13 protein-coding genes are annotated in these 15,607 nt (G+C 51.5%); 5 read left to right on the top strand and 8 right to left on the bottom strand.

From position 1 onward, the window contains the following. Positions 1-287 precede the first annotated feature (287 nt). Positions 288-635 (top strand): hypothetical protein, encoded by a 348-nt coding sequence (locus tag P2G88_RS13680; RefSeq protein ID WP_275796861.1) that lies wholly within the window; start codon positions 288-290, stop codon positions 633-635. A gap of 44 nt (positions 636-679) precedes the next feature. Here the strand turns inward: P2G88_RS13680 and P2G88_RS13675 are convergent, their stop codons facing one another. Then, a complete protein-coding gene (locus P2G88_RS13675) occupies positions 680-2,761 on the bottom strand; it encodes a neutral/alkaline non-lysosomal ceramidase N-terminal domain-containing protein (protein WP_275796858.1) in 2,082 nt (693 codons plus the stop codon). Positions 2,762-2,874: 113 nt separating this feature from the next. After that, positions 2,875-3,810 (bottom strand): helix-turn-helix transcriptional regulator, encoded by a 936-nt coding sequence (locus P2G88_RS13670; protein WP_275796856.1) that lies wholly within the window; start codon positions 3,808-3,810, stop codon positions 2,875-2,877. Between the two features lie 82 nt (positions 3,811-3,892). Here P2G88_RS13670 and P2G88_RS13665 point away from each other — a divergent pair, with 82 nt between their 5' ends. The 3 genes from P2G88_RS13665 (at position 3,893) to P2G88_RS13655 (ending at position 7,106) form a co-directional block, all read left to right on the top strand. Next, on the top strand, positions 3,893-4,774 hold the full coding sequence (locus tag P2G88_RS13665; protein WP_275796854.1) for an acetoacetate decarboxylase family protein: 882 nt from the start codon (positions 3,893-3,895) through the stop codon (positions 4,772-4,774). Positions 4,775-4,791: 17 nt separating this feature from the next. Beyond that, entirely contained in the window at positions 4,792-5,811 is a 1,020-nt protein-coding gene (locus tag P2G88_RS13660; RefSeq protein WP_275796853.1) for a 2-dehydropantoate 2-reductase, read from the top strand. 83 nt (positions 5,812-5,894) lie between these two features. Beyond that, on the top strand, positions 5,895-7,106 hold the full coding sequence (locus P2G88_RS13655; RefSeq protein WP_275796851.1) for a phosphatidylinositol-specific phospholipase C domain-containing protein: 1,212 nt from the start codon (positions 5,895-5,897) through the stop codon (positions 7,104-7,106). Between the two features lie 18 nt (positions 7,107-7,124). Here the strand turns inward: P2G88_RS13655 and P2G88_RS13650 are convergent, their stop codons facing one another. From P2G88_RS13650 to imuA, 3 genes are read right to left on the bottom strand one after another with little or no spacing between them, the layout of a single operon-like run. Beyond that, positions 7,125-10,202: an error-prone DNA polymerase gene (locus P2G88_RS13650; RefSeq protein WP_275796849.1), complete on the bottom strand. Its 3,078-nt coding sequence runs from the start codon at positions 10,200-10,202 to the stop codon at positions 7,125-7,127. Further along, positions 10,202-11,620 carry a DNA polymerase Y family protein gene (locus P2G88_RS13645; RefSeq protein WP_275796847.1) on the bottom strand — a complete coding sequence of 473 codons (1,419 nt, stop codon included), beginning with the start codon at positions 11,618-11,620 and terminating at the stop codon, positions 10,202-10,204. Before P2G88_RS13645 ends, P2G88_RS13650 begins: the two co-directional genes overlap by 1 nt. 7 nt (positions 11,621-11,627) lie before the next feature. Then, a complete protein-coding gene (gene imuA / locus P2G88_RS13640) occupies positions 11,628-12,323 on the bottom strand; it encodes a translesion DNA synthesis-associated protein ImuA (RefSeq protein ID WP_275796845.1) in 696 nt (231 codons plus the stop codon). Between the two features lie 76 nt (positions 12,324-12,399). On the opposite strand from imuA, the gene P2G88_RS13635 reads away from it, so the two are divergent. Further along, positions 12,400-12,864, top strand: coding sequence for an EVE domain-containing protein (locus P2G88_RS13635; protein WP_275796843.1), 465 nt, complete (start codon positions 12,400-12,402; stop codon positions 12,862-12,864). Here P2G88_RS13635 and P2G88_RS13630 read toward each other — a convergent pair. The 3 genes from P2G88_RS13630 to P2G88_RS13620 form a co-directional block, all read right to left on the bottom strand. Further along, positions 12,861-13,370 (bottom strand): hypothetical protein, encoded by a 510-nt coding sequence (locus tag P2G88_RS13630; protein WP_275796841.1) that lies wholly within the window; start codon positions 13,368-13,370, stop codon positions 12,861-12,863. The two genes, P2G88_RS13635 and P2G88_RS13630, sit on opposite strands and share 4 nt — an antisense overlap. A 79-nt stretch (positions 13,371-13,449) precedes the next feature. Next, positions 13,450-15,183: a DUF885 domain-containing protein gene (locus P2G88_RS13625; protein WP_275796839.1), complete on the bottom strand. Its 1,734-nt coding sequence runs from the start codon at positions 15,181-15,183 to the stop codon at positions 13,450-13,452. Between the two features lie 71 nt (positions 15,184-15,254). After that, positions 15,255-15,578: a DUF1820 family protein gene (locus tag P2G88_RS13620; protein ID WP_275796838.1), complete on the bottom strand. Its 324-nt coding sequence runs from the start codon at positions 15,576-15,578 to the stop codon at positions 15,255-15,257. Positions 15,579-15,607: the final 29 nt, after the last annotated feature.

Below are 15,607 nucleotides of genomic sequence, written 5' to 3'. Positions count from 1 at the left end.
TCCCGTTCAGTCGGCTGCGAATGTCCACTGGACATTCGGTCCTCCTTCACCCCCATGTGAGAAGTTGACACTAAATCTAAGTTAATCAAAATCTTGCGTAGCGCGTAGCGCGTAGCGCGTAGCTCGTAGCTCGTAGCTCGTAGCTCGTAGCTCTAACCGTCATTCCCTATGTTGTAAGTGGTAATGGATGACATTTAGGATTGTGATAAAAACGTGATGTTTCTGTGAGGGTGACGTGATATTCGCTGTTTATACCTCTAATGCTTAATGCAAATGAGGACATGACGATGAAAAAGCTGACTTCAATTCCTTTAGCAGTAATGGCTGTATCGCTTGGTATTACCCAGGCAGCAAACGCTCAAGGTCGTGGCAATGATAAACCTCTGGGTGCCATTTACGTCACCAGCCAGGGACTCTACTACGACACTTTTAAAACCACGGATCTCCCTCCGAGAGGGCGTTTCCAGCAGCTGTTCCCCGACACGCCTATGGGACCGTCAACAGATTACGGTCCTGGTGATCCAGGATATGTTGGTGGGCGGTGGTGGGTGGATACCAATAACGACGGTATGATGGATGAGTTGGATACTTACTTTTCATGCCCGTTGTTAGGACCCGGCAGAGAGGAGCCGTAAACGGATTACAGATAGAGAAAGCCCCGCTATAGCGGGGCTTTGACTTAGTTGGAAACAGTGAAACTCTTTGACGTGCCTGAGTAACTTCTGATTTTGCCGTCCCAGCCGCTTTTCCAGTGACCGCGGTGTTTTATTCGATAGGTTCCCGCCGGTGTATTCGGTCCGGGTACCCATTCACCTGTGGCAAAGGAGCAGGCCAGGCAATCCGCGGCTGTGTCTCGTTGCCATATGTACTTGGTTTCCAAACTGTCATCGGTTAACCAAGTCTGCCAATTGCCGTCTACTTTGCGTTGTACGTCAATAAAGCTGCTATTGGTCAGTAGGTTATTGCGTGGATGGCCTGAGCGGAATTTAACACTGACCTTGTCACCCATCTTGTAGCTACTCTTGGCGTCATTCCATACCTGCCCAAATGACTCCCATAGCCTTTTGTCGTCGTAGACTACACCAATAACGTTAATCACCTGGTTGTTGGACAAATCTTTGGGTGTGGGTCCTGCGCTGACACTTTGGCCGGCCGCCATGGCTTGACTCATCTGGCTGTATATCTGCTTGTATGCAGCCAGGGTATTGGGACCGTAAATAGTGTGGCCACCTTCATAGTGCTGCATGGCGTATTCTTCCGGGGTAGTAATATAGCCTTGGTAAGCGTTGGCCAAACCGGCGATCACCACATGTTCGATACCCATATTCGCCAGTACGGGCGCGAGTTCTGCCTCCAGCCGACGCCCTGCCATAGTGGTCATTTCACCTGGGGCGGCAACCAAGGCTAAGGACCCGATACGGAACATCTGGAAAGGCAGATAGGGGGTATAAAGCTCCGCGCCCAAGGTTTTGCGCTTTACGAAGGTTGGCTTAGGATATTGGCAGGGATCGTCCTGAGTGTCATTGAACATGGTCAGGCTGGAGAATCCGTTCATCAAGGCAAACACCGGGTAGCCGGCAATTACGGCGCTAAACAGATTCTGATTTTTGTTCCATACAGAACCTTCGTTATCCACCGTCATGCCTTCTACGACACCGTCTATATTGCTTGGGCCGTCCCAGGTTGAGCCTGCCGTCATCGACCAGCCTACGACCCCTTCACACAAGGCTTGTTGGCCATTGCCGGTATATTGGGCGCTAATACCGTATCCCGGTGCGTTGATGTATTGATGGCGGTAATCGAGGGTAGCGTCCAACTTTGCACCGGATTGCTGGTAAAGGCTTTTCGCCTTGGAAAATTGTTTGGCGGCTGCCAGCAACATGCTTTGCTCATCATTGCTGCCGCAACCGTTAGTGGCGCCGCAGATATTGGGTGAGATGTCACCCAAGTTGCTATTGGCAAAGGCGGCCACGTAACTCGAGAGACCATCCGTTCTTTGTGCAGCCCATTGTTCCATCAGCTGTGCTGCCGCTCCTTTGTGATCGGCGCTAATTTGGTGCTGTCCGGTACCAAAGGACACATTGTGTAAGGCAAACCAGTCAATACTGCCAATGCTCTTACCGTCTTCCCGTACCAGTTTGAGTAAGGTCATGGTTTTATTGGTGTCATATTCATAGTCGCCGGTGTCGGGGTTTTTTGCATAAGGAATGGGGTTGCGATTGACACTGGCGTTTAGCAATTCTCCCTTGCTTAGGTGAAGCTCCCCTGGGGTCAGGCTGTCCGTTGCCTCGATGATGGATTGGTAAATGCCATTCACAATCGCATTGTAGTTGAGTGAATCGTAACCCAAGGCACTCATGTTGAGCATCACATAATGGTCGTAACCGCCGGGGCCCACGTGAGTGTGGGTGGCGGTCAGCATGACGTTGGCATCACTATAGGTTGAACCGTAGCGGGCCTTTAACTTATTGATGACACCTTGTTTAACCCCTTGGGTGATGCTCTGTAAATCTGCAGAAACGAACACTATGCGTTTGCCGCTGGCGGGCTCTGCCATGACAAAAGCTCTGGACCATAAACGGCTGTGGATACCCTTGGTTGTTTGTCCTACATCGCCGTAACCCACCATGCCCGCATCTGCTGCAGGGCCGGTGATATCGTATTTTCCTGCGCCGATGAGCCAATCTCCGGCCCAGGCTGAATGGGTGAGCGTCGCTGCTGCAAGTAAGGCTGAGCCAAGCAATCCTGTCGTTTTTCTCATAATGTCTCCTGGTTGAGGACCCGGATTGTTGCTGTGGTTCGAACGGGTCACTCAATAGGTGTATAAAAAATTTGTCAGGTTCGCTATGGTAAAAATACCCTAATGAGAGTTAACTACCGGCTCTGGTTGCTTAATTTGGCCAGTTCGCTGCGACTGGTGATATCCAGCTTGCGGTAGATACGATAGAGGTGATTGGAGATAGTGGAGGGCGCTACATCCAACTCCCTGGCGACTTCTTTAAAGGTGAGACCCTTAACGATCCAGGCGACGATCTGCTGTTCTCTTTGAGTCAGCGAATCGAAGGGATGGGACTGGTTGATGCTTAAACGGTATAGCTCTCCTTCTGCATAGATCCGTAGGCAAAGTCCTTGTTTGATGATTTCTTGTCCTTCCTCTAACGCAAAGGGAAAATGTTGGCCCGTTTCAGGCGCCAGTTGCGAGAGTTTTTCCATGAATTCCGGTTGGCATTGCCAATAGACACCATGGTTGTCACACAAAGCCGAGACGGTATGGGAATCTTCATTTTGCAGATGCAGAAAAAAATTATGGGAAGCGGCACTTACCAGGTGATAGACCAGACGGGTCATCAACTGCTTCTCCCGGATCTGAAAATCTTTTTCGGCGTCGAAGCGATACAGACTGATCAAGCTATACAAGCCGCAGTCACTTTCTCGATGGCCGGTTGCGAGAATGCGCTTGATGCCGTAGGGTTCAAACAAGTCGTTGTAAAGTTTAGAGGAAAAGAACTCTGAATCCGGATAGACCTCGCTCATGGCAATCGGATTATCCAGATTTGCCAACACCCGTTCACGAATTGGGTTGAATTTCAGGGTTTGACTAAGACGTTCGCCATACTGCTTATCCAGTCCTAAGTGTTCCAGGTAGTGGAACTCCAAGGTCGCCAGGTTGCCTGTGCCCCACAAAGCGGCGTCTGCATCGAGCAGATTTACCAACTGCAATAATGCCCACTGGCGAAATTCACCTGGGCTGATTTGTGCAGAGCGGCAATACAGGCGACGAATAAAGTCTTCTACTTCCAATGCATTCATCCCGTTAGGGCATTTTTACTAATGCGCAATCCTATGGCTTTACAGAACAATACCCAAATTGATTCTGTAGAGGAAGTTGACTGTGCAACCCAATACCTTACTTTCTGATGGACTGCTTGATAACGAAGCGAAATTTCAGCACCCGTTCTTTTCCCGTTTCCAATTGCACCAGGCACCCTCGCCATTGAAGTTGTCACAAGATATCGAGAAGCGTTATCAGTTTCCTACTTTATATGCCAACGTCACTTGCGCCCAGGCGATTTTTCTTTGCAACTATGACAAAGCCCAGGCGTTGATGCCCCATCCGTTTATGAAGCCGGTGCGTGTCCCCGGCAACCGCGCCTTAGTGGCATTTTCTAACTATATCTACCGGGATGTGATGAACATTGCGCCCTATAACGAAATTGCCATGACCATCCCGATGATGGTGGCGCCTAAGTTTGATCTGCCCCTTCTACCTGCCGTGGTGCCGGGATTTAAAAGCTTTGGCTACTACGTCTTCAGTATGCCGGTGACTTCATTGGAAAACTGTATTCGTGGTAATGAGATCTGGGGGCTGCCTAAGGTGGTGCAACAAATAGATATCGAACAAAACGGCGATCAAAGCCTGACGTGTGCAACCGACGAACAGGACAATCATTATCTGAGCATTCGGGTACCGACTAAAGGGCGCAAAAGCCGGTTCGATGTCAGTGCTAATCTGTATTCGGTTAAAGACGGTCAGTTGCTGCAAAGCCGCACCTGTTTTACCGGGGAGTTTGAGGTGAACAAATACCTCTCCAAACTATGGACTCCTAAACCGGCTGGTGATACCCCCTTTCTTACCTTGGGCGAGGGGCCTTTTGCTGAGCGTTTAAGGGCTTTGGAAATCGATGGTCAGCCTTTCCAGACGCGCTACTGTGACGATATGCAGGCTTGTTTCGATCTGGCCAATGCCGATTATCGTGCACCCTTTAACTTGTGATGGAAAAGGATAGTGTGATGCAGCCTTCGGTATTGATTTTCGGTGCCGGCGCCGTCGGCGCCACGTTAGCCAACTGGCTAGCCCCTGAATTGGAAAATTTGTCTGTCTTTGACCGGCCTGAAGTGTTGGATGTTATTGAAGAAAAGGGGATTGGTGCCTATGCCCAAGATTTAATCAAAGAGGTCCAATGGCAGAAGGTAAAAGTGGTCAGGGATCTTTCCACCATTCCTGCGCCGGATATTATTCTGCTTTGTGTTAAGAACTACAGTCTGGAGTCTGTATGTAGCTCACTGACATCCCATTTTGGTGATGCTCCCCTGGTCGTCGGCCTTCAAAATGGCCGGGACAATCAGCGGGTGTTGCCTCAGTATTTTAGCAAAGTGGCCTATGGGGTGGTGTGTTACAACGCCTGGCTGGATTCTCCCAATGTAGTGGGCTACCAAAAAAGGGGGCCGCTGGTATTGGGCCGGGTGGGAAAATCCTGCAGCAGGCAATGCCTGGAGGAAACCATCAACCTTTTACATGCCGCTGTACCTTGCTTTTACACCGCTGAGCTGGAAGACGCAGTAATCAGCAAAATGATTATCAACTTGACTAATTCTTTGACCAGCCTGGTGGGACTGGGCTTTGAGCCCTTGGATGACGAGGATAAATTCCAAAAGATCTTAACCGGCCTGACCTATGAGGGCGTTTGTATCGCCAGGGCTGCGGGTTATAAGGAGGCAAGGCTTGGCGGTATGCCGAGTTGGGCCACCATGGGTTTTGCGGCAAAGGCGCCAACTTTCCTAACCCGGCCGATTTTTCGGCGCAACTTAAAAAAGATGGTCGTCAGTAGCATGGCCCAGGATCTGCTTACCCACAAGCGTCCGCAGACAGAGTTGGAGAGTATTAATGGCGAGCTGCTAGCGTTGGCTTATCAACATGGCGTAGATGCACCGCTGAATCAAGCGCTCTATAAGCTTTGCAAGAGCGAGTTTTCCAAATCGGGTTTCAAGCCGTTATCGGCCGCGGCCGTTTATCAGAGTTTGTTTAGCTGACTCCATCTATCTTATGACAAAGAAATTAACGTGTCGTGGGGTTGGTCGGCATGCTGGTTACTGCATAACAACAAGGAATAACTATGAAAACGTTGAAGTTACTTAGTGGTTTGGGCTTACTCACTCTGGCGAGATGCATTCAGGCAGATACCATCAGCGATTTCCAGCAGTCCTGGGTAGGAAAAACACTTGCTGCTCAGCGTCAGCTCGATGTTGCCTCGCCGATGGCTGATAACAATATTCCTGGGACGCACAACACGTACAATTCAGAGGCTTACCGCAGTTGTAATTTCTCGGTGGGCTGTCGCTACCTGGATCCTCAGCAAAAATACAGTATTAAGGACCAATTACGTATTGGTGCCCGCTTTATCGAAATTGACGTGCACTGGACGACCAAGATGGAAAGTCTGTTTTCCTATCCTAAACGTCTGCTAATGTGCCATGGCGTTTGCAGCATCAACGATAAGTACTTTACCGAAGGGCTCAATGAGGTGCGTGACTGGCTTAACAGCAACGACAGTCACAATCAGGTTGTGATCCTGTATGTAGAAGATCATATGGACGGTCATCACCAGGACGCTTACGACCAGATTCAATCCAAGATAGGTCAATGGATTTACAACAGCGGCGGGTGCAAAGCGATCGCCAATACGTTAACCAAACAGCAGGTATTGGCTCAAGGCAAAAAAGTGGTGCTTTGGGGTGACGGCGGCTGTCGCAGTCATCAAGGCTGGAAAACCATGGCCTATACCGGGCTGGGGGATATTGGCCGGATCTGGGAAGATCGTACCACAGTCGGCGCCATAGGTGACGTGTTTACCGGCGGTAGCAGTGACTATATCTCTGCCGCCGATGTACGTCGCTATTTCGCTGAAGGGGCCAACATCGTTAACTTGGATGATATGGTTACCAATGATGGTGGTCTGGATGCTGGGATTTGGAGTTGGGACAATAACGAACCCAATAACTGGAACGGCAATCAACATTGCGCCGTACAATGGAGCAATGGTCGCTGGGATGACCAATATTGTGGCAACCTATACGTCCATGCTTGTGAAAGTGCCAGTGACGGTAGTTGGAAAGTGTCCAGCGCCTCTGGTACTTGGGCACAGGGTCAGCAAGCCTGTCAGCAACTCGGCAGCCAATATAATTTCAGCGTGCCCACCAACAGCCTGGCCAACCAGCATTTGAAAGCGGCCAAAGAAGCGGCCGGGCAAAGTCATGTGTGGCTTCATCACGATGACATCGCCCATGAAGGCCTTTGGTGGGTAAAGGGGCAGCAACCTTTGCCATAAATTTTTAAAGCGTGCCCCCTAATGAAAATCTCTAGACTTGACGCGAAGGTCTTCCAGGCGGTCGCTCAGGTCTTGCAGTTTACCGGCGATCACATGGGTGACGCCGCCATCACCCCGTTCCAGTATCCCTGTTACTTCGAGTATGCTGGCCTTTAAATAGGCCTGCTTTTGCGCTCTGGCAGTGGCTAACCAGACGATCACATTGATATTACCGGTGTCGTCTTCCAGGGTGACGAAAGTCACGCCTTTGGACGTGCCCGGGCGTTGTCGGCCGGTGACCATGCCAACCACGGTCACCGGCTTTTTGTGCTCCCGCTCCCCAAGCCGGTTGGCCGGGGTATGTTTGCCTAACAGCCCTGCTGCCCTTAATAAGCTGATAGGATGCTGCTTAAGACTGAGATCGGTGGCGGCATAATCTTCCAGCATATTGTCGAGAGCGTCGGGTGCGAATAGCCAGCCTTGAGCGTTTTGAGTGCTGTGATTGAAAGTTGGTACGGAAACGCTGTTATCCAACAGCGCCCAGCGCGCCTGATAGCGGTTACCCTCAAGGCAAGCCAACGCGTCGGCACCGGCCAGGCGGCTTAGTTCATCCCGGCTAAGACCCGTGGCGCGAAGTTGCATCAGGTTGGTAAAGCCCTCTTCTGGCCTGGCTTTAAGCAAAGGCTCGGCCTGTTGGCGGGAAAATCCTTTAATTTGTCTAAGCCCCAGGCGAATTGCCCAATCCCCTTTCCAGGTTTCAAGCTTGTGATCATAGCCTGAGCGGTTAACACAGACCGGCAATACCGCAATATTGTGGCGCCTGGCGTCCTGGACCAGTTGGGAGGGGGTATAGAAGCCCATGGGCCAGCTGTTGAGTAAGGCGGTGTAAAAGGCGACCGGATAATAATATTTCAGCCAGGAAGAAGTGTAGGCCAGCACCGCGAAAGAAGCCGAGTGGGCTTCGGGAAATCCGTACTCGCCAAAACCGCAGATTTGTTGAAAGAGCCGTTCGGCAAAGTCCCGTTGATAACCTCTTGCCAACATACCATTGACCAGCTTCTCTTCGAAACGCCTTAGCTCGCCGGTCTTGCGCCAACTCCCCATGGCGCGGCGTAGGCGATCGGCTTCGCCGCCGGTAAAACCTGCCGCGACCATGGCGAGTTGGATCACTTGCTCCTGGAAGATGGGCACGCCTAAGGTACGGTTAAGGACCTTCTCTACCTCGGGGGAGGGGTAGTCTACCGGCTCTTTGCCGTCGCGACGACGCAGGTAAGGGTGGACCATATCGCCTTGGATAGGGCCGGGACGGACGATGGCTATTTCAATTACCAGATCGTAATAGTTTTTAGGTTTAAGCCTGGGTAACATGCTCATCTGTGCCCGGGATTCGATCTGGAACACTCCTACAGTATCGGCTTGTTGGATCATGCTATAAACGGCCGGATCGTCGCCCAAGTTGCCGATCCCGGCGATGGAAAGGGTTTTGCCATAATGCTGGCAGACAAGTTCGAAGGTTTTACGGATTGCCGTTAACATACCCAGGGCCAATACATCCACTTTGATAAGGCCCATGGTTTCCAAATCATCCTTATCCCACTGGATGACGGTGCGGTCGACCATGGCGGCATTCTCGACCGGTACCAAATCATGTAGCGGGCCGGAAGCAATCACAAAGCCGCCTACATGTTGGGACAAATGTCGGGGAAAGCCCATTAATTCATTAACCAGGCGGATAAAGTGCTGGCCTGTTGCCGCACTGGGGTCCAAGCCTAGCTCGGCCACTTGTCCTTGCCAGTTCAGTTCGCTGTCACGGCGGTTAATATTTTTGATAAAAAAATCCAGTTGGGTTTCGTTAAGCCCCAGAGCTTTACCCACTTCACGGATGGCGCTTTTTAGTCTGTAAGTAATTACTGTTGCTGCAAGTGCTGTTCTCTCTCTGCCGTATTTGCCATAAATGTATTGGATCACTTCTTCTCGTCGTTCGTGCTCGAAATCCACATCGATGTCCGGCGGCTCGTCTCGCTCCCGGGAGATAAAACGTTCGAAAAGTACTTCGCTCTTGGCTGGATTCACGGCCGTGATCTCCAGGCAGTAGCAGACCGCAGAATTGGCTGCTGAGCCCCGTCCTTGGTAAAGGATTTGCCGGCTTTGAGCGAACTGTACGATATCGTGGATGGTCAGGAAGAAATATTCATATTGCTTCTCAGCGATCAGCGCCAGCTCCTTTTCCAGCAGGGTTCGCACCTTTTCCGATACGCCCTCTGGGTAACGTCTGGCGGCCCCGGCTTCTACTAATTCCCGGAGATACTGACCGGCACTTTTCTGCTTGGGTACCAGCTCGGCAGGATATTGATAGCGTAGTTCATCGAGACTAAAGCGACAGCGTTCGGCGATAGCCATGGTTTCTGCAAGACAGTCCGGGGTGAATAAACGAGCGAGCTTGACCTTGGGCCGCAGGCAGGCTTCGCCGTTACTAAGCAGGGCATGGCCAAGTTTGGCCACCGGCTTACCTAGGCGAATGGCGGTCAGAGTTTGTTGCAAAGCCTGGCGCTCTGGGTGATGCATTAATACCCCGCCTAAGGCACAAAGGCGTAGGCCATGCCGTTGACCCAAGGCTCTGCAATGAGTGAGGTAGTTTTGCTCGTCGGCGCCGAGCAAACGCCGACACCCCAACCACAATCTTTCCCGATGCTGTTTGCTTAGCCAGGGGGCCAAAAAATCGTCACGCTGCGCATCACCGGTAGGTAGCCATACCAGCAGGCAATGACGAAGGCCGCGAATGTCCCATTCATGTAGTCGGTAGTCGCCTTTGGGGGAGCGACGCCGGGCATTTGTGATAGTGCGGCACAATTCCGAATAAGCCGCCTTATCGGGACATAGCAACACCAATTCCAAATCCGGTTCGAGTCGAACCAAACTGCCGACGATAAGCTTTAGGGACAGGCGGCGGTGTTTTATTTCGGCATAGGCCTTCACTATGCCTGCAAGGGAGCATTCATCGGTGATAGCCAAGGCCCGGTAGCCGAGAAAATCCGCCTGACGTACTAATTCCTCAGGTCTGGAGGCACCGGTCAAAAAGGAGAAATTACTCTGACAAAGGAGTTCGGCGTAGTCCATCAGCTAAATATCCCATGGGCATACCATTTGGCTTGTGGCGTACGAAAGACCCATAGCCATTGACCTTGGGCACTGCGGGCGATGAAGTAGTCGCGGCAGACATCCTGGCTATCCCACCAACCGGTTTGGATGCGCTCGGGTCCATGGAGCAGACTGACTTTCTCGGTCAGTGGGCGGGGCGGCTCGAATAACAGACTGGGGCGAAGACAGGGTATCGGCCATTGGATGGTGTCGCTGCCTTGCAGCGGCTCGATGTAGCGGCTGCTATGCTCGGGGCGAAAGTCATCCTGAGCGGCCAGACCCCATATTGCTTCTTTCCCTAGCTTAGCCTGCAGGCGCGACAGCAACTGAGCGGGTGAGTGCAGGGCACGACGGCCGTCGAACAGATCGCTTTCTTGCCCGCTATTTTCCAATAGTTGATTCACCGACAGCTGGATAGCGTATGCGGGTTGGGGGAGAGATAACCGTTCAAGCTTCAGGCTGGTCAGCGCCAGCCAGATTTCGGCGCGATATTCCCCTTGGGCCGATTGCACCTTGAATTCAAGGGCATCGGTATCCCGTAGCGACAAGCAAAAATGCAGCTCGGTAGTCAATTTATCCCGCTGACGCAGGAAGTTTTCCAGGTTGGTCAACAAACGACGAATGGGATGTTGTAGTACTTGGCTGTTTTCAATCTCATACATCAGCTCCAGGTACTGCACAAAGGTCTCGGGCGGGTGATAGAAATCTACCGGATGGTGAAACACCCCATTGAGGCGCCCCAAGTAGGTAGCCAGCTGCACATCGAAGCGCTTAGCCAATTCGCCGGGCGGGATAGCGCTTAACTGCCCAACCCGCTTGATACCCACACGAGCCAGCTGATGGCGTATTTTGCCGTCTAATTCGGTTTGTTCCAGGTCACAGTCATCCACCCGGCTGCGCAATAAATTGCATTCCTGGCTGATAACTCCCTGACCGCTCCTGGCCAACATCCTTGCGGCTAAGGGCGTCAGGCCACATCCATAGCGATAGCTTAGCTGCAAAGGTTGCAGGCGCGCTTGTATGGCTTGCCAGTAAGAGGTGAGGCCGCCATACATGGAGAGCATATTCTGGATGCGCAGCAGCAGGCCGTTGGGGGGCCAGAAACTGATATCCGAGGTGCAGGTATAGAGCCAGCGTGCGATCTCCTCGAGCTTAACCACTTCTACTTCGCGGCGATATTCCATGACCTGTAGTTCCCGGTGCAAGGCGGCGGCGCTTCCCAGTCCCATGCCCTTGCGGATCCCGCAGGCTTGGGCGGCTGAGTTTAGTTGCACCACGAGGTTGTCGTGTTTGTCTAACAGGACGATGGGCACATTGTTGTCTTCAGACTGTCGTGCCTGATAGAGGGAGTCCAATTGCAGGGACAGAAAGTCCAGATAAAGCCACAGGACTTGCATAATGCACCTAGCTGGCCCGGTGGAAAGGGATAACCTTGCCGTGGTCTTGGGGCAGAGGAGCTTGTTGCAGGCACAGATAAGGCCAGCGCTTGCGCAGATCCAGCTCGAAAGGGGGAGGCGGCCAGCTGCCCCGGCACTTATTGACCCGAATGCTTAAACCCGTGGCATGGGCGCTGAGGGTCAGGCTTAAAGGAACGGGCAGTGACAAACTCAGGCTTTGCCGGGTGCGAAACAAAAATAGCTGGGCTTGGCCTTGTTTGCCCGCCTGTTGCAGGCGCTTCAGCTGGGCCACTTCTAAATCGCCGTGCCACAACAGTACCGATTGGCAAGCGCCACTGCCCAGGCATTGCTCGGCTGCCCATAGGGCTTGCTTAGGGTCTTGGGGCTGGATAATGAGCATACGGAAAAGCGGCAAGCCCGCATGATGAAGGCTTTCAGCATTCAGTTTATGGGGCGGGGCTATCCAGGCCACCAATCTATTGTCTTGTCGGCTTTGCGCCGCCAGGCCAGGTAGCAACAGGCGTAATTCACCGATGCCCGGGGGGCTATGGATTTCCACCACCGGATAGGCCGCCAGGCCGCCGGGCAGGTGATGATCCAACGCTTCGAAGCCGCCAGTTGGTGGAACCTGAGAGGCGGTGCGGCGAAATTCCGCTTGCCACAGCCAGCCTTTGTTTTTTAAATGATCGAGTATGGGATTCATAGCAATAAAATAGCTGTATATATGTACAGTATATTTAAACCTGTTATTTGTGCAAGTGCAGGTTAGGGAGAGGACAATGAGCTATTGGTTATTTAAGACCGAGCCGGATGTGTTTGGCATCGCAGATCTGAAAAAACGGCCCAATCAGACCGAGCATTGGGATGGAGTGCGAAACTACCAGGCCCGTAATTTCCTGCGTGATGAGATCAAGCAGGGGGATAAGGTATTTATCTATCATTCCAGCTGCGACAACGTCGGCATTGCTGGTGTGGCTGAGGTGGTGCGCGAAGGCTATGTTGATCCCTCGCAATTTGATCCTGAGTCCAAATATTACGATCCGAAAAGCTCAATGGACACACCGCGCTGGTATATGGTGGATGTAAAATTTATACGCCAGTTTAAGCGGGTGCTCAGCCTTAAGGAGATTAAAGCCAATCCCGCGTTGGCGGAGATGCCGCTGGTACAAAAGGGCAACCGTCTGTCAGTGATGCCGGTGAAGGCCGCTGAGTGGCAGGTTTTGCTGCAGATGGCAGGAGATTAAGCCGACGCTTTTTCAGTTTCTTCGGCTGTTGCTTCCTGCAACTGGCCCATCATACTGAGCTGGTTACAGGCACTGATGTAGCCATTAAGCTGGTTTTTGATCCACACCATTTTGATTTGGCTGGGTTGTTGACTGATGAAATGGTTGAGAGTTTCCAAACGCATCGATGATTTGTTCAGGGTTCTATTAACGGCCTCTTGCACCGAGGCTTGTTTTTCGCAGCAGAGCATCACTACATTGGCGAAGTTACTGAGAATAAACAGGGCAATATCATAGTCTTCCTGCTTGATAAGCCCGTGCCTATGGGTCTTTTCGAGTCTGGACACAAAGGTGCGCTGAAGTTCATGGGCCAGATAGTTGGTATTACCTAGCGTGAAACGGAACTGTGCCTCACCGGCTTTTTGCGCAGCTTTGTACTGATACAATTGCCTTTGCAGATTTTGACTGCGAACCACGAAATAGATCAGGGTTAAAACCAACAATCCGAGCAAGGACACCAACACCATAAAACCACTTCCAACCTATGCTGAGGGCGCCTAGTTTACCCAATTGGCCGGAGGCATTAAACCGCCGGCCAAAGGGAATTTATTTCACCTTTTGCTTCAAATAGTTATCCACTTGCATCCGCAGTACATCCAGGGGAATGGAGCCGTTTTGCAAGATCACATCGTGAAATTCGCGCAGATCAAAAGCCTTACCCAATTGCTGCTCGGCTTTGGCGCGCAAATTTTTAATGGTGATCTCGCCGATCTTGTAAGACAACGCCTGAGCCGGCCATGAAATATAACGATCGATTTCGGTAGTCACGTTATGGGCAGAGAGCGCCGTATTTTCCAGCATAAAGTCGATAGCTTGCTGGCGGCTCCAGCCCATCATATGCATGCCGGTATCCACCACCAGGCGGCAGGCGCGCCACATTTCATAACTTAAACGACCAAAGTTGTCATAGGGGGTTTTGTAGAAGCCGATTTCTTTACCCAAATACTCTGAATACAGTCCCCAACCCTCACCGAAGGCAGAGATATAGGTGTAACGACGCACCGGTGGTAATTGCTTCATTTCACGAGCCAGCGCAATTTGCAGATGATGCCCTGGCACAGCTTCATGCAGGGTTAAGGCTGGCAGCTCATACAAAGGGCGCTTATCCAAGGCATAGGTATTAACCCAGTAGTAACCTGGCTGATCATCCCGGCTTGGCGAAATATAGCGCCCGGTGGTGTATTTGGGGGCAATAGATTCCGGCACCGGGGCAACGCCATATGGTGTACGCGGCAACAGGTGAAATAGCTGCGGCAATGCGGCATCGGCCATCTTAGACAGGTAGGTGGCTTCTTTGATTAGCTGCTCGGCGCTGGTGGCATAAAACTGCGGATCGGTACGTAAAAACTCAATAAATTGCGCATGGTCGCCCTTAAAGCCAGAGGCCTGCATCACCTCTTTCATCTCGGCGCGAATGCGTTTTACCTCTTCCAGACCTAACTGGTGAATTTCCTCGGCGCTCATCGAGGTAGTGGTGTAATGACGCACCCGGTTCTGATAGAACTCTTCCCCCCTTGGCCAGGATTTGGCTGCAATGTCAGATTTGCTGCGTGGCAGATATTCATTTTCTAAAAAGGCGTGGAAAGCTTGATACGAGGGAAATACCTTATCCTGAATAACCGCCAACGCTTGCTTTTGAAGTGCAGCGGCTTGTTCTTTTGGCAAGGTGCTGAGATCAGCAAAAGGTTGGTAAAAAACGCTGTCCTTGGGATTGTCATGGACAAAGGCCAAGGCGGTTTCTTCAAAGCCTTCCAGCACGATACGCGGCTGCGTCAGGCCAAGGCGCAAGCCCTCACGCATCCACGCCATTTGTTGACGAAAATAATTGGGGAAAGCCTCTAACCTGGAGAGATAATTTTGATAATCCTTTACATCACCAAACTTACTGGTGCGAGGCAAAAAGGCCAAGCTGCTGTGAAATCCATATTCGGAGGTGATAGGCATCAGATGAGCCTTATACTCATACTGATCCACCAGGTCTTGCAAGCGATAACGTTGCATCAACAAGTTGATACGGCTGGTGCTATCCAGCTCTTTGCCGGCTATTTTGTCTAGCTGAGTGAGATAGGATTTTGCTTTCTTCCACTGCTTTTCTAATCCCTCGGCGCTGACATCTGGCAGCAGATGGTCATATTGATGCACACCTAAGGAGGTGGCCGAAATCGGATCGATTTCCAGTTCGAACTGCCAAATCTCGCTTAACAGCGCATCCAGCTTATCGTCAGCCTGAACCACAGTGCTAAGCACTAACCCAAAGGAAAATAATAATTTTTTCAGCATTGCTCTTATCGTCCAGTTGGCATTTTGCTTAGCTTACGGCAATTTTTGCTGAATGGATACGCTTGCTGAATCTAGCTTTTCGGTGTGTAGATTGGTCGCGGGAAAGGCGTGATTTTGTCTGATAATTCGGTGATCTTGGCGCTGCCTTGCTTCTTCACTTCGTCAATTCGCAGCACATTATGCATAGGAATGTAGGTGCGCAGGACAGATTCGAACTCGGATTTAAGCTTTTCCTGGCTGGGATCCACCACCAGGCTGGTGCGGGTGTCCCAGACAAACTCGCCGATTTCCACAAAGCCGAACATGGCGCCTTGGCTGACCTGGCGTACATAGACTTCATAGCGTTCGGCATTGTTAATAAATTGGACGCGGTACAGGGGTTCTGGTTTGCTCATAACTTACTGCAGTGGATTAAACCCATGTA

The organism is Aliiglaciecola sp. CAU 1673, from assembly GCF_029223185.1.
GTDB lineage: Bacteria > Pseudomonadota > Gammaproteobacteria > Enterobacterales > Alteromonadaceae > Bowmanella.
This window is presented reverse-complemented; position numbering and strand designations above follow the sequence as displayed.